Source organism: Paenibacillus kribbensis (assembly GCF_001705305.1).
GTDB classification, from domain to species: domain Bacteria; phylum Bacillota; class Bacilli; order Paenibacillales; family Paenibacillaceae; genus Paenibacillus; species Paenibacillus kribbensis_B.
The window spans coordinates 55,287-70,422 of the sequence record NZ_MCBP01000004.1 but is presented as its reverse complement, the minus strand read 5'-3'; the positions used below and the strand labels follow the sequence as shown (position 1 = coordinate 70,422).

Sequence of the window (15,136 nt, the reverse complement as noted above, 5' to 3'; positions counted from 1 at the left end):
ACCTTCAACCCTGTGAAGCCAGGGAAGAAGGTTTTTGGTACAGCTTTATGATTATCATCTACGTACTGCCTGGGTCACCGAGTCCTCTACCTTAATGCAGCGATCCATAATGACCGTCATTCCATGCTCCTGTGCAATGTCAGCCGCTTCCTGGCTGATAATCCCTTGTTGAAGCCACAAAATCTTGGCTCCAATCGCAACTGCTTCGCGCGCAACCTCTGCACAGTATTCACTGCGGCGGAATACATTGACCAATTCGACGGGCTCGGGTACTTCAGCAAGACTGGCATAACAAGTCTCTCCAAGAATCGTTTGACCTGCTGCGGCAGGATTAACCGGAATAATCCGGTATCCCCGTTGTTGCATCGCATAAGAAACCATATACGAGGTTCGGTCTGTTTTATCAGACAAACCAACAACCGCAATATTGCCTACTTGTTCCAAAATGGTTTTAATTTCTTCCCTGGACGGGTTTTCAAAAGCCATTCTGTCCCCTCCTGTTCACATTTTTAGTTTATTTTTATTTTACCCATTCGACCGAAGCACCAAGCGTCGTCAAATGGTCAAAATACTGTGGATACGATTTGGCGACATGATGCGCATCCTTGATCAATAGCGGCTTCTGCGCACGCAAGCCTACAACCGTCAAAGCCATAATGACACGGTGATCAAAGTGCGCGTTAATTTCAACGCCTCCTTCGACACCCTCCGGTCTGCCATGGACGATGATCTCCGCTTGACGTTCTTCTACGCGAGCTCCGGCCTTGCTCAACTCATTCAAATAATCGGTGATCCGGTCACATTCCTTGTACCGTAAATTTTCTACATTATAAAAACGAGACGTACCTTCAGCAAATACAGCCGCAGCTACCATTGCGAGCACAGCGTCTGTCGCAGCATCTCCGTCAAACTCAATAGCCTTCAATCGGCCATTCCCCTTCACGACAACGGTATCGTTCTCGTGCGTCAGCGGTACTTCCATCATACGCAGCACATCTACAATAGCACGTTCTCCCTGCTTGCTCTGCTCTTTTAGCCGATGGATGGTGACATCGGAATTTGTTACTGCAGCAGCAGCCAGCACCGCCGCGCTCCCCGGGTAATCCCCCTGTACAGTATACGTACGTGGCTGATAGACTTGTCGTCCCGGGACACGGAAAGACATGTAATCATCGCTTGCATGAATGATAATGCCAGCCTCTTGTAATACCTCCAGCGTCTGTCCGACGACCACCTTGGATTTCAAATCATGCAGCACTTCGATTTCACTGTCTTCCTCCAGTAAAGGTGTAAGGAATAACAGGGCACTCAAATATTGTGAGCTAACCGAACCGGACACCTGTATTTTGCCTCCCTTGGCTTGACCACCCTGGATACGAATCGGCAACTTACCTTCGCGATGGTCCACCTTCACACCCAACTGGCCCAGCGCTTCGATCAGATCGTCATGTGGCCGTTTACCCAATGAGTCAGGATATGTATTAACGAAAGTAACATCCGGACATAAGGATGCAATTCCCATCAAAAAACGGAGCACCGCTCCGGCATTTCCCACATTTAACTCCTTCACAGATCGAGGATGGCTGCCAAAGCCTGTAATAACTATTTTTTCGTCATCCTCCTCCAGCACTGCACCCAGATCGGCGATACAACGACGCATGGCATCACTGTCTTCGCTATGTGCCGGATAATAAATGGTGCTTTTCCCGTCTGCAAGCGCGGCTGTAAGCAGATAACGAGTCGTATAGTTTTTGGAGGACAAGGCTCCAATCTCTCCCTGCAAGGAAGGGGTAGGTCTAACGATAACATCCATATTGTACATGCTCCTTTTCGATTCAAACCATCCTAGTTTACATTAATTATACAAGCTGTAGCGTTCATTTCTCTACCCAAAAAAATATAAAATACCCAGCCTGGTCTACCGAAGTTTAATCCAGCAAGTTGATTAGTCTTCATCTGTATTTAGGTTTAGCCTAATTGACAGCTAAGAGATAGCTTCGCTATCATACATAGAGAGTGTGATGTTTCGCACACATCAATAACACAACGCAGTACCATTTTACATCAGAAAAGAGGTCCAGCCATGACGCAAATCGCCCTGATTGAACCTTCTGAGCTTCGCGCACGCCTGCAAGCAGGAGAACAACTGCAATTGATCGACGTCCGCGAGGCGGAAGAAGTAGCGGAAGGCATGATTGAAGGTGCCAAGCACATTCCGCTCGGACAGCTTCCGGGCCGTCTCGAGGAAATTGAACGTACCGGTGAAATCATCTTTATTTGCCGGAGCGGTTATCGCAGCGAACGGGCCTGCGAATATTTGCAGCAGCTCGGTTATGAAGGCTGCACTAACATGACCGGCGGCATGCTGCAATGGTCACAAGAACAGTAAATAGCTACTCCCCAAAAGAGACGGGTCTTTCCCGTCTTTTTTATTTCGACTAAAAAGCTTAAACGCGGTAACGCATTAAAATATACTCTTATCATACCACAGCGTTAAAAGGTTACACAATCCTCTCCCACATTATCCCCTTTGACGCTAAATCAAAAAACGGAAGCTTTTTTTACCCGGCAGGGCCAAAAAAAGCTTCCGTTTTACTTTATACTGCTATCCTTGTATATCCGCCAGACCGTTCATTAGAACCATTGGTGATGGAATACGCCCTCTTTGTCCACACGTTTGAACGTATGTGCACCAAAGTAGTCACGTTGCGCTTGCAGCAGGTTTGCTGGCAAACGTTCAGTGCGGTAGCTGTCATAGTATGCAAGCGCGCTGGAGAATCCAGGCACCGGAATACCTTGAGATACAGCCACAGAAATCACCTGACGCCATGCATTTTGATAATTTTCTACTACGTTTTTGAAGTAGGAATCCAGCAACAGGTTTTTCAGGGCAGGATCACGGTCATAGGCATCCTTGATGTTTTGCAGGAATTGCGAACGGATAATGCAACCGCCACGGAAGATCATAGCGATATTTCCGTATTTCAAATCCCAATTGTATTCATCGGAAGCTGCGCGCATTTGAGCGAAGCCTTGGGCATAAGACACGATTTTACTTGCAAACAGTGCTTTGCGTACGTTTTCGATAAATTCTTTTTTGTCACCGCTGAAGGACTCAACAGTAGGACCACTCAGCACTTTGCTTGCAGCAATACGCTCGTCTTTCATGGCAGACAAGAAACGGGAGAATACGGATTCGGTAATCATGGACAAAGGTACACCCAGATCCAGCGCACTTTGGCTTGTCCATTTACCTGTACCTTTTTGACCTGCGGCATCCAGAATCACATCTACCATTGGTTTGCCTGTTTCAGGATCATATTTGGAGAAAATATCAGCTGTAATTTCGATCAGATAGCTGTCCAGTTCGCCTTTATTCCATTCCGTAAAGATTTCATGCAGATCTTCCGCGCTCACGTTCAGGACGGATTTCAACAGGTGATAAGCTTCACCAATCAATTGCATGTCACCATACTCGATGCCGTTATGCACCATTTTTACATAGTGACCAGCACCGTCAGGACCGATATATGTACAGCATGGGTCGCCTTCCACTTTAGCAGAGATTGCCGTCAGAATCGGCTCTACCAGTTTGTAGGCACTCTCTTGTCCACCCGGCATGATGGCCGGACCGTTCAAGGCACCTTCTTCACCACCGGATACGCCTGTACCAATAAAGCGAAGTCCTTTTTCCTCCAGCTCCTTGCTGCGGCGCTGTGTATCAGGGAAGTAGGCATTGCCTCCGTCTATAATAATGTCGCCCTTGTCCAGATGAGGCACAAGCTGTTCAATCGTGGCATCTGTTGCTTTACCCGCTTGAACCATGATCAGAATTTTACGGGGCGATTCCAGTGAGTTCACAAATTCTTCAATGGAGAAAGTACCCGTCAGTTTTTTACCTTCTGCTTCTTTGAGAAGATCATGCGTTTTTTCTGGAGAGCGGTTAAAAACCGAAACTGTGAAGCCTCTGCTCTCAATATTAAGGGCCAAATTCTTACCCATTACCGCCAGGCCGATCACACCAATCTGCTGTTTTGCCATCTGGTTCCTCATCCTTTGCAACATATTTTTTATTCTATATCGCCGTTTTACCGTATTACACTTTATGTGAATCGGAACACGTGCACTTCTATTTTAACGTTTTTGGTGTCAGAAGTGAACCCCTGTCTGTTCGCAGAGCAAAACACCCCATTTTTCATGAGGTGTTCAGATGTACTATGCTTCCATCATCAGCAGTTGACGGGATAGCGTTTGCAGGCGTTCCTGGCATTTCCCTGCTTTCGCCGTATTTCCCTCACCCATCGCCATAAACAGCTTCTCCAACACATCATCCACTTCCATTTTAAGCAACAGCAACCGGGTTTCGCCTTCATCGGAGGCGTACATATCCTCCATTTCCTGTACGGACAGCACCGGCCCCTTCTGATAAATGACACGCTGCTTAAAGCCGGTTACCTCGACCAGGCGAATGACCTCGCCGAACAAAATATTTTCCACTAAAATATGATGGTCCTTGACTCTTTTGACAATGGCATGACCTCGGGTGCTTCCAATCAGCTTCTCCAGCCACTCGGCCAACTTGGCGTCGCGGATCACATAATCTCCAGCCAACTTGTAATGCCCTGTGCGCAATTGTTGAAAACGGAGCTTCACCAGTTTGCGCCCGGTTCTCACCGACAAAACCAGATACGACTCATCCTCGCTCCAGTACAGCGAATACCCTTCCGATATCAAATCCTTGATCAGATTATGGATATGCCGACGGCTAAACCGGAGCTCTAGATTACAATATTCTACCTCACAGCCCTTGTTCACGGCATTCCCTCCTTTTTCAAGTCCGATTCAAGAAGTCCGGCTACAGCAAGCCTGCGGCTTTCCCGCTTGATCTTCCCTTGCTCTATTTTATACTTCATTTTATGTAAGGGTACTTGGTTATTTGACCTATTTTTATGAGTAGCAGCGCACAATCCTACTTTTGCCTTATATGCTTGTACCGAGCCCGGTCTAAAGACGGTCAAGCCCGCCAGCATTATGCTATAATCGGACATAGTACGCCAAACGATATGACTTACCCAGAGATACAGGAGGAAACGGAATGACATTCAGTGGATTTACCGCAAAGGATTTTGAGGTTTTTGAAGTACCGGGGCTGGAGCCTCGCATGGAGGTGCTAGTTCAGCAGCTTCGGCCTAAGCTGGAGGCAATTGGCGAGGAGTTAGCCCCGTTCCTGACAGAATTATGTGGCGAGCCTATGCACGTTCACGTTGCCAAGCATGCACGACGCAAGGTCAATCCCCCGATAGATACTTGGGTAGCCTGGGCAGCAAATAAGCGCGGATATAAGGCGCTGCCGCATTTCGAGATAGGCCTGTTTGCTTCCCATATTTTCGTCATATTCGCAGTCATTTATGAAAGTCCGAACAAAACCACGTTTGCGCAGGCACTTGAAGCCAACCTGAGCGATGTACGTTCCAACATACCGGGGCATTTTTACTGGTCCATGGACCACATGGCTCCAGAAGGCACAGAGCAGCAACAAATGGACAAGAAAGAGTTCCAAACCATCATTAACAAGCTGCAGCAGGTGAAAAAAGCCGAGATCATGTGTGGGCTCCGTATTGATCGGAATGACCCTATGGCCAGTGACGGAGCAGCGCTGCTGCAGACGGTACGTTCCACCTTTGAGCATTTGCTGCCACTGTACCGGATGGCGTTTCCGAAAAAATAACTTCCGATAAATGCAGCCCTGATCCGCTTTTAAGAGCACAGTTCAGGCCTTAACAACGGTTTTTCTACGTGGACGACGCGCCAGAGCCAAATGGCAGCCGAACATAAGCAGCATCACGACACCACTGATGATAAATGGGGCTGTGTGTCCTGCACGGTCCCATAACACTCCTGACACGAGCGGACCGATAACCATCCCCGAGCCTTGGAGCGTCAGAAAAAAGCCCCATACTGTCGCTCGTTCGCTTTCCGGGATCAGTTTGGCTAGAAACGTATTCCATGCTGGCAAAATAAGAGCATATCCCAAACCAATAAGCGCTACGGCTACGAACACAAACGGAATAGATCGGACGGTTGAGAAGAAAAACAACGTGATGCCGGCAAGCAAAAAGCCAATATGCAGAAAATACTCCGTGCCAAGTCGATCTACCAGCTTACCGCACGGGATCAGTGCCAGCACAGTCACCCCACCGCCTGCAATCAAAAGCACGCTGTACAGGTTCGGTGAAATTCCGAGGTCCGTCCGTGCGTACAGCGTCAGTACCGGGCTGATCAGACCGATGACAAACGACTGTAAAAACAGAGCCGGATAAATAAGCGGATTGACGTTTAGCTTTGTTTTGAGCGTGCTGATCGTTTCCTTGATTCCTTTCCATAGTTGCTGCTTCTGCTTTATGGCCCCACCGGTAGACACTACAGCGCTTCGCTCGGGGTCTCCTCTATCCGTTGATTTGTTCGATCCGGGAAGCATGAGGGCAACCAGTAACAATACAATGCTGCATCCTATCAAAATCATGAACACCATTCCATAAGAATGCCCATAATATGACATAGCAAAGTTCATAACAAGCGGCCCGAGCCCCGTCCCGCCCATGGACGCAATTTCCAATGTTCCCATCGCTGCGCCGTTGCTGTTATTAGGTCCAGACATTTCGGTCGTTCCAGTCATAACACAAGGCCAGAGCGGAGAGGTGCCGAGTCCGAGCAGCAGGCACGCTGCCACGAGCCACACAGGCTCCCTGAGCACGCTTAGCATAATGATCGCTGCAAGTGTAAATAACAGCGCGGTCGACATTGTTCCGCGGTAACCGAGCCGTTCGGCCATCCAGCCCGCCGGCGCCCGAAACGCATTGTCGCCAAAATATTGAAGCGAAAAAGCCAAACCGATAATGCCCGCTGACAGCCCAAGTGTTTCCCCCATATATACCGGCAGGATGGCCACCAGTAGAGAGCCCTTCATAAATTCGACCAAAAATACCAGCAACCATAATTGCGCAAAAAAAGGAGACCACAGCCGTCGTGGAGCTTTTTCCTGTCCAATTTGCCTCATCCGTCCCACATCCTCACCTTCGTTTTTTGAGTTATCAAGTCCAGGTTCTTCCACTACTCCACTTTTCCACAAATAAATGCATCCTTAACCGCTTGCATTCCTACTTCAAACTGCTATACTCAATTTTGTTCTATTATCAATTGCACAGGATTGTCGAATCCTGCATGAAAGGTTGTGACAACACTAATGAATCAAAGCAACACCCCGCTTTTTACTGCTTTGAAAAAGCATGCTCAGAGCAACCCGGTTCAATTTCACATCCCAGGTCATAAAAAGGGAGTGGGAGCAGATCCGGAATTTCGCGAATTTATGGGGGATAATGCCTTTTCCATAGATATGATCAACATCGCTCCATTGGACGATCTGCATCAGCCGTCAGGCGTCATCGAAGAAGCTCAAAAGCTTGCAGCAGAAGCCTTCGGAGCTGATTATACTTATTACAGTGTACAGGGAACAAGTGGAGCCATCATCACTATGATTATGTCCATTTGCTTGCCGGGTGATAAAATTATTGTACCCCGAAATATACACAAATCCATAATGTCTGCCATTATCTTTGCTGGTGCAAAGCCGGTATTCATATCTCCAGTCAGCGATGAGAATCTTGGTATTCACCACGGGGTTACAACCAAGTCCGTACGCCGGGCATTGGAACGTCATCCTGACGCCAAGGGCGTCCTTGTCATCAACCCGACATATTACGGTGTGTGCGCCGATCTGAAGGAAATTGTTGATCTCGCTCACAGCTATAATGTGCCGGTCCTGGTCGATGAGGCTCACGGTGTACTGATTCATTTTCATACTGATCTGCCGATGTCCGCCATGGAGGCAGGAGCAGACATGTCAGCTACCAGCGTTCACAAGCTGGGCGGTTCCCTGACCCAAAGCTCGATTCTGAATGTGAATACAAAGAACGGATACATTAATCCGCAGCGTGTACAAACTATTTTCAGTATGCTGACGACGACATCCACTTCGTATATTCTGCTGGCTTCGTTGGACACATCCCGACGTAACCTGGCGCTTAACGGCCATGAAATAGCACAACGCGCTCTGGATCTGGCTGAATATTGCCGGGCAGAGGTCAACAAGATTGAAGGGCTGTATTGCTTTGGGAGTGAAATTCTCGGCACCGAAGCTACCTATGATTATGATCCAACCAAAATTACGATTCATATCCGCCACTTGGGCCTTACCGGGTACGACGTGGAAAATTGGCTGAGAGATCACTACAATATCGAGGTTGAGCTTAGCGATATGTACAATATTCTTTGTCTGGTGACCCCTGGGGATACCAAAGATGATGTTGAGATTTTATTGAAAGCTCTGCGCGAGCTGGCTTCTATACATTATTCTACAGGTCAGCAGCATGAGCTGATTGTAAAAATACCGGATATCCCGCAGCTCTCCCTCATTCCGAGAGACGCTTTTTACGGAGATACGGAAGTCGTTCCCTTCAAGGAATCGGCTGGTCGTATTATTGCAGAGTTTATTTATGTATATCCGCCGGGTATTCCGATCCTGCTGCCAGGCGAAGTGATTTCGCAGGACAATATTGATTATATTGTTGATCATGTGGAAGTAGGCCTGCCTGTTAAAGGGCCTGAGGATCGAACGGTACATCAGGTGAAGGTTATCGTCGAAACGGACGCCATTTCATAATGCCGATCTGAGAGTCCGTGCCTGCAATACATGCTGATCATCAACAAAAAAAGCCCCCGTTCGGGGGCTTTTTAATGTCTTGAAGAGCTTCTAACAGCTGCTGTATCCAATTCTATTCGTATTGGGCAACAAGCTCGCTATATGCAGCTTCTACACGTTTCCATTCATCTTCGTCCTCAATATTGTAAAGCACCATTTCTTCGTTTTCTTCTTCCATACGAAGAATAATGCCATCCGCTTCAGGGTTGCCTCGCTCCAGCAGAAGGGCGTAAACGTGATCTTCTACGTCAAAGGTCTCTACCAGCACCATTTCTACATCTTTGCCATTTTCATCAGTTAGCGTAAGAACCATTTCTTCATGTTCGTGGTCATGATCGTGGTTGCAGGCTTCACCGTGTTCATGTTTGTGATCACTCATGGAAATACCTACCTTCAAATTGTTTTATTTTCCCCCGTATCGTAACATGATCAAGGATGCAGGTCAATTTGGGGTATGCCTAATTTATCGCTGTAATGACTTTTTCGGACACTAATGTATAGCTGCTGTCTTTACTTTCTTTAATATAAAAACCGACACGGTAATTCCCTGCTGTTTTGAAATCATACGTAAAGTCACTGGTACGGAACCAAAAGTTATCCTTTTGCACTCCTTTGATATCCTGGGACTGAATATCCTTTACATTGCCCGAAGGGTCGGTGATCGCTACCTTCACTCCGGAGATATCCGTTTTCAAGGTATCAATTTGACTAAATACATTGAATTTCACCTTGTTGCCTTTATTCACGTTACCAAACACAGTATCCCCCTTGAATAGGAACATATGCACGTTAGGCTGGTCGAAAACAACTTTCCCGCCAGATGGATCAAAATTTACAATTCCGTTAAAATCACGAATAGGCACATACGTTTTTCCATCAATGACAACCGCGCCATCCTTCGACACTTCTCCATTAATAATCAGCTGCACTTGGTCCTTGGCGGATTCCGCCGAAATGACGGTCCCTCCCATTATCGAAAAGGCCATCATTAGGGCCATCACTTTTCTGAATTTTACCACTACATATCCCTCCATCGTTATCTGTTAAAAACCTGCCGTTGTACATTTATACCTAGCTCAGCCCCACAAGTTGCGCTGTACTTCACAAATTGTCCAAAATTTTCACATAGGCAGCCAAATTCTTTAGTTCCAACAGTATAGATGATAAAATACGACTATAGAAGATCCTATACACAGAACCTGGAGGGTGAGCCTAAAATGAGCCTGACGATACAAATGCTAGGGACAGGCAGTGCCTTTGCTAAACATTATTACAACAACAACGCGCTGCTGGATAGCGGAGAAGGAAAACTGCTGATTGATTGCGGAACTACCGCTTCTTTGGCTCTGCACCAAATGGGTGTCCCTTTATCTGAAATTGACGCTATCTTAATCACCCATATTCACGCGGATCATGTCGGAGGTCTGGAGGAATTCGGCTTCCAGATGAACATTCTTCATCATCGCAAGCCTGTACTTTATATCGCTGAGCCATTAATCCATCCACTATGGGAACATACGCTCAAAGGCGGCATGTCACAGCAAGGCATGATCGATAAGCTCGAAGATGTTTTTGAGGTAAATGTACTAACGCCTGGTAAATCTGCTGCATTAGTATCTGGTATCCAGGTGGAACTCATCCCTACGCGGCATATTCCCGGTAAAAACAGCTACTCTCTCTTCATTAATGATCGTCTTTTTTATAGTGCGGATATGATTTTTGATCCTGATTTGCTTCATCAGCTGGTGTATGAGCGAGGATGTCAGAGTATTCTGCACGAGGTTCAGCTGCAAGGTGCGGGAGAAGTCCATACGACACTGGACGAGCTGCTAAGCCTGCCACAACCTCTTCAAGAGCGTATTCATCTGATGCACTACAGCGATGATATGGAACAATTTCGGGAGAAGGCAAGGGTCATGTCCTTTCTGGAGCAGCAACGCAAGTATCCCCTTGCCGAATTGAAACGTGCCAAGCAATAATGCCAAATACGGCTGGAGCGAATAACAAAAAGCCGCCAAGCCTTCCTACAGAGGATAGCTGGCGGCTTCCGTATATTCTTGCGTTTGATAGTAGACTTAAGTTTTAGTGTTGAACCCAGAGTCAGAACAACGGCAGCTGATCCAGATTATTGGTAGGGTCCCCATCGGCATCACCGCGAATTCGTTTGCTTCCATCCTTCGCCTTGAACACATTTACACCTGCAATCGAGCCTGCTTCAATCTCATTTAGTGCCTGATTGTAATCCAGAATTCGCCCGGTGGACGTCTGAAAAGACGTAAGATCGCCATCCCCGTTTTTGCGTACTGCCGTAATCTGTTCCCGTTCTGTATTTGCCATGCTGCATCGCTCCTTATCCATAGTATAGTGGAGGAACTTTCACTAGCATGCACTTAATACAAAATTATATGCATCTTGCACGATCGTTTACAGCTTTTTACGCATACGTACGTGCGGGATTCCGGCATCGTCAAAAGGTTCATCGGATATCGTCTCATATCCGAGCTTTTCATAAAACTTTTCAGCTTGGCATTGGGCATCCAACAGTGAGTATCTTAACCCCAACTCACGTGCGCGTTCTTCCAGTGCCAGTAGCAATACACGCCCATAACCCGCCGCACGATGCTCCTTAAGCACGGCAATACGCTGCATTTTAGCAGTATCTTCCTCATAATACGTCAGTCGACCAGTAGCCACCATTTCACCATGGTCACAAATTAGCAAATGATGGACGGCATCTCCCAGCTTGTCATAATGATCAATCTCCAGTTCAAGAGGCACCTTTTGCTCCTCGACAAACACTTTGGTACGGATCAATATCGCTTCCTGTAGCTGTTCCTCTGTCGTTACACTAATAATTTCTGCGGCCATTCTCTGCTCCCCCTATCACCAATCCAATTGACAAACCTGGTAAATTTGAATTATATATAAAAATGGCGACGAAATTCAAGTATCTTTATTTTTCTGCTTTACATATATGGTTAATACATGATATTATCTAATAACCGCAGGACGGTAGCTCAGCGGGAGAGCATTATCTTGACAGGGTAAGGGTCATGGGTTCGATCCCCATCCGTCCTATACGCGAAAAGCCTTGATGATCAAGGCTTTTTTTGTTTATTTGGTGATTAATTGCGAATTTTCTTAGGAATCCTTCATTCATCATACTTAGAAAATAAAAAGCCGACCTAAAAATAGGATCGGCTTTTGTGCGTATCAGTTTATCATTATAGCTGCTCTATATTATAGAAGAAATAAATTTAATAAGGCATTGAAGTACCCTTTACACAGAACCCTAGATTACGATATAAACAGCTCCGCTTTCACGATCAATCTCTGTCGGGAAAGCAGTCACACACCCGGTATCCGGTTCTCTCACCTGACCTGTGGACAGGTCGATCTTCCAGTCATGAAGCGGGCAATGGACTGCTGAGCCGCATATCATTCCTTCGGATAAGCGTCCGCCTTTATGCGGACAACGGTTTTCAAGCGCATGAACGCTTCCGTCGCTCAGACGAAATAGGGCCACCTCTATATTACGAATACGAACTGTACGGGCTCCCCGTAGATCAATATCGTTCAGATTGGCTACTCTGATTCTGCTGGTTGTTGTCGTGTTGATCTCCATTTTCTTCGGCCCCCTATTCCGTTACTGAGTTTAGCTCCGGTAGCTGCACAAAGTTTTTGAGCAGCTCTTTGTCATGAATGATTTCGCGCCAAGGATCAGTCGTCGTGCTTAACGTCTCCTCAATTCTGCCCACCAGTTCCTGTCTCGTCTCCGCATTCGCAAGTGCCTGCTTGATGGATTCCAGTCCAACACGCTCTACCCAATGAGCTGTGCGCTCGCCCCAATTGGCTTGCTCGCGGTAATACTGCAGATAGGCGCCAGTCCATTCCATTACTTCATCCTCTGTTTTCACGGTGCAAAGTAGTTCAGACGCCCGTACCTTAATGCCGCCATTACCGCCAACGTAAATCCCCCAGCCACCATCGATAGCGACGACGCCCAAATCCTTAATCGTCGCTTCGGCGCAATTGCGCGGACAACCGGATACAGCAAGTTTAACCTTGGCCGGGGCATTCATGCGCTCAAATGCCTTTTCCAGCCGGATACCCATTCCCATCGCATCCTGAGTACCGAAACGGCAAAAGGTGTTGCCGACGCATGTCTTAACCGTTCGCAGCGTTTTCCCGTAGGCATGCCCGGACGGCATGTCTAACTCGGACCAGATACCTGGCAAATCCTCTTTTTTCACACCTAGCAGGTCAAGACGCTGTCCGCCCGTAAATTTCACCAAAGGCACATTATATTTCTCCGCGACAGCAGCAATTTTCTTCAGATCGGCAGGTGAAGTAACTCCTCCATAAATGCGGGGCACGACAGAATAGGTGCCGTCTTTCTGGATGTTGGCATGGTATCTTTCATTCGTGAATCTGGATTCCTTCTCATCCTCGTAATCCAGAGGCCACACCATACCCAGATAATAATTGAGGGCCGGCCGGCATTTGGTACACCCTTCAGGTTCGCTCCAACCCAGCACGTTCATCACTTCTTTGACGCTCTTCAATCCCATTTCCCGGATGCCACCAATAATCGCTTCCCGGTCAAGCGTTGTACAACCGCAAATGCCTTCTTTAACCGGTTCTCCTGTTTCGGCGCCTGCATACAGCTGTAATAGACCCTCCACTAATGGCTTACAGCCCCCGCATGATGCGGATGCCTTCGTACAGGCCTTAATCTCCCCGAGGCTCCGGCAGCCAGCTGTAACCGCCTCTCCAATGTCACCCTTGGACACACCATTACATCCGCATACAATTTCATCATCAGGCATTTGCTCCAGCATCATGGAGCCATTTGCTTCTGATTGACCAGGATTGAAGCCAAGCAGCAGTTCTTTCTCGCGGCCAACTACCGACTCGCGACTTTTAATCAGCGAAAACAACTTGGCTCCATCAGACGTATCGCCGAACAGGACGGCTCCGATCAGTTTTTCTTCCTTGATTACGATTTTTTTATAGACGCCGCCAATTTCATCCTGATATCGAAGGGATCGCGTTCCCGGTTCGTCCTTATAGCACCCTGCTGAAAACACGTCTACGCCCGATACCTTCAGTCTCGTCGAAATGACGGAACCACGATAGCCCGGAGTCTCCATTCCCGCGAGCCGCTGTGCCAGCACACCACCCTGCTCATACAATGGAGCCACCAGCCCGTAGGTGATTCCACGGTGCTCTGCACATTCGCCTACGGCGTATATGCCGGGGATACCTGTTTCCATGTAATCATTTACGATAATACCGCGATTGACAGGAATTCCTGCCGACACCGCAAGCTCAATGTCTGGTGTAATGCCTACTGCCATAACGATCAGATCCGCTTCCAGCTCACTGCCATCAGCAAATTTCAATCCCTCCACGCGGCGACGGCCTGTGATAGCCGCCGTTCTCTTATTGACCAGAAAATTCATCCCCTGCTCCTCCAGCTCACGCCTTAGCATAAGGGAAGCGGCCTCATCCAGTTGCCGATCCATAATATGTTCGTGAATATGAATAACCGTAACATCCATCCCCAAATTGAGGAGCCCCCTGGCAGCCTCTAGCCCAAGCAATCCGCCGCCGATTACGGCTGCTTTTTTGTGCGTCTTCGCCGTCTCCATCATCGTTTCGCAGTCACGGATATCCCGGAAGCCGATAACACCCTCCTTATTTGCTCCTGGAAGCGGCAGAATGAAGGCGTTGGAGCCTGTGGCCAGCAACAGCAAATCATAAGGGACGCATACACCGGAGCGGGACGTCACCTGCCGCTTGTCTGTGTCGATCTCTGTGACAGGATCACCTGTAAACAACCGGATATGATTTTCTTCATACCAGCTCCAGTCGTTGATGACAATATCCTGCAAACCAGCCCCTCCAGCCAAAACGGAAGACAGCATGATCCGATTATAATTCGGATGGGGCTCGGCCCCGAATACCGTAATGTCATAGATGCCCGGAGCGATCTTGAGTACATGCTCGAGGGTGCGTATTCCAGCCATTCCGTTGCCGACCAGCACTAGCTTTTTTTTATGGTTCATCAGACCTCTCCCCTTCTATTCATATCCTCAAAACATAAAAAGCCTGCTTCACATAGGGAGATTCAAAACATCCCTCCATATGCGAAAACAGGCTCCATTGCCGTTTCATTGAATACGCCGTTGTATCCATCTGAGTATGGAATTAAAAGTACTGTAGCCAATATATAATGATTCAAGGTCGATGTCAATATTCCTTACGCATTATCTTAAAAAAATGCATTTTACCATCATGTAACATATTTATGACGTATAAAATATCACTTTTTCATAAAATTTCGATTGATTTTCAGATGAAAACACGCCAAAA

Annotated in this window: 15 protein-coding genes and 1 tRNA gene; 5 read left to right on the top strand and 11 right to left on the bottom strand. The window is 47.4% G+C overall.

The features are described from left to right. Positions 1-54: 54 nt before the first annotated feature. On the bottom strand, positions 55-486 hold the full coding sequence (locus BAZ21_RS08935) for a CoA-binding protein (RefSeq protein ID WP_068499147.1): 432 nt from the start codon (positions 484-486) through the stop codon (positions 55-57). A gap of 34 nt (positions 487-520) precedes the next feature. Next, positions 521-1,813: a 3-phosphoshikimate 1-carboxyvinyltransferase gene (aroA, locus tag BAZ21_RS08930; protein ID WP_068499145.1), complete on the bottom strand. Its 1,293-nt coding sequence runs from the start codon at positions 1,811-1,813 to the stop codon at positions 521-523. Between the two features lie 270 nt (positions 1,814-2,083). Between aroA and BAZ21_RS08925 the strand changes: the two genes are divergently transcribed. Next, positions 2,084-2,389, top strand: coding sequence for a rhodanese-like domain-containing protein (locus BAZ21_RS08925; protein WP_010345522.1), 306 nt, complete (start codon positions 2,084-2,086; stop codon positions 2,387-2,389). Between the two features lie 245 nt (positions 2,390-2,634). Here BAZ21_RS08925 and gndA read toward each other — a convergent pair whose 3' ends face one another. Both gndA and BAZ21_RS08915 read right to left on the bottom strand, forming a co-directional pair. Further along, positions 2,635-4,041 (bottom strand): NADP-dependent phosphogluconate dehydrogenase, encoded by a 1,407-nt coding sequence (gndA, locus tag BAZ21_RS08920; RefSeq protein ID WP_068499143.1) that lies wholly within the window; start codon positions 4,039-4,041, stop codon positions 2,635-2,637. Between the two features lie 174 nt (positions 4,042-4,215). Beyond that, positions 4,216-4,815 carry a hypothetical protein gene (locus BAZ21_RS08915; RefSeq protein ID WP_068499141.1) on the bottom strand — a complete coding sequence of 200 codons (600 nt, stop codon included), beginning with the start codon at positions 4,813-4,815 and terminating at the stop codon, positions 4,216-4,218. Positions 4,816-5,095: 280 nt separating this feature from the next. On the opposite strand from BAZ21_RS08915, the gene BAZ21_RS08905 reads away from it, so the two are divergent. Beyond that, the gene (locus BAZ21_RS08905) at positions 5,096-5,728 is read left to right on the top strand and encodes a YktB family protein (protein ID WP_068499139.1); all 633 of its coding nucleotides are present in this window, start codon (positions 5,096-5,098) and stop codon (positions 5,726-5,728) included. Between the two features lie 42 nt (positions 5,729-5,770). Here BAZ21_RS08905 and BAZ21_RS08900 read toward each other — a convergent pair whose 3' ends face one another. Then, positions 5,771-7,057, bottom strand: a complete 1,287-nt coding sequence (locus tag BAZ21_RS08900; protein ID WP_068499924.1) for an MFS transporter — start codon at positions 7,055-7,057, stop codon at positions 5,771-5,773. Positions 7,058-7,243: 186 nt separating this feature from the next. Between BAZ21_RS08900 and BAZ21_RS08895 the strand changes: the two genes are divergently transcribed. Further along, complete coding sequence (locus tag BAZ21_RS08895) at positions 7,244-8,719, top strand: aminotransferase class I/II-fold pyridoxal phosphate-dependent enzyme (RefSeq protein WP_068499137.1); 1,476 nt, start codon at positions 7,244-7,246, stop codon at positions 8,717-8,719. 112 nt (positions 8,720-8,831) lie between these two features. On the opposite strand, the gene BAZ21_RS08890 is transcribed toward BAZ21_RS08895, so the two are convergent. Beyond that, entirely contained in the window at positions 8,832-9,137 is a 306-nt protein-coding gene (locus BAZ21_RS08890) for a DUF1292 domain-containing protein (RefSeq protein ID WP_007431055.1), read from the bottom strand. Between the two features lie 79 nt (positions 9,138-9,216). Then, the gene (locus BAZ21_RS08885) at positions 9,217-9,792 is read right to left on the bottom strand and encodes a copper amine oxidase (RefSeq protein WP_068499135.1); all 576 of its coding nucleotides are present in this window, start codon (positions 9,790-9,792) and stop codon (positions 9,217-9,219) included. A gap of 183 nt (positions 9,793-9,975) precedes the next feature. Between BAZ21_RS08885 and BAZ21_RS08880 the strand changes: the two genes are divergently transcribed. Then, positions 9,976-10,737: an MBL fold metallo-hydrolase gene (locus BAZ21_RS08880; protein WP_068499133.1), complete on the top strand. Its 762-nt coding sequence runs from the start codon at positions 9,976-9,978 to the stop codon at positions 10,735-10,737. A 121-nt stretch (positions 10,738-10,858) separates the two neighbouring features. Here BAZ21_RS08880 and BAZ21_RS08875 read toward each other — a convergent pair whose 3' ends face one another. Both BAZ21_RS08875 and BAZ21_RS08870 read right to left on the bottom strand, forming a co-directional pair. Then, positions 10,859-11,095 (bottom strand): DUF3892 domain-containing protein, encoded by a 237-nt coding sequence (locus BAZ21_RS08875; RefSeq protein ID WP_007431058.1) that lies wholly within the window; start codon positions 11,093-11,095, stop codon positions 10,859-10,861. A gap of 87 nt (positions 11,096-11,182) precedes the next feature. Continuing rightward, positions 11,183-11,626, bottom strand: coding sequence for a GNAT family N-acetyltransferase (locus BAZ21_RS08870; protein WP_068499131.1), 444 nt, complete (start codon positions 11,624-11,626; stop codon positions 11,183-11,185). Positions 11,627-11,764: 138 nt separating this feature from the next. Here BAZ21_RS08870 and BAZ21_RS08865 point away from each other — a divergent pair. After that, a tRNA-Val gene (locus BAZ21_RS08865) sits at positions 11,765-11,836 on the top strand. Between the two features lie 214 nt (positions 11,837-12,050). On the opposite strand, the gene nirD is transcribed toward BAZ21_RS08865, so the two are convergent. Together nirD and nirB are read right to left on the bottom strand one after the other, a co-directional pair. Further along, on the bottom strand, positions 12,051-12,383 hold the full coding sequence (nirD, locus tag BAZ21_RS08860; RefSeq protein WP_068499129.1) for a nitrite reductase small subunit NirD: 333 nt from the start codon (positions 12,381-12,383) through the stop codon (positions 12,051-12,053). 13 nt (positions 12,384-12,396) lie between these two features. Further along, a complete protein-coding gene (nirB, locus tag BAZ21_RS08855) occupies positions 12,397-14,829 on the bottom strand; it encodes a nitrite reductase large subunit NirB (protein ID WP_068499127.1) in 2,433 nt (810 codons plus the stop codon). Positions 14,830-15,136 lie beyond the last annotated feature (307 nt).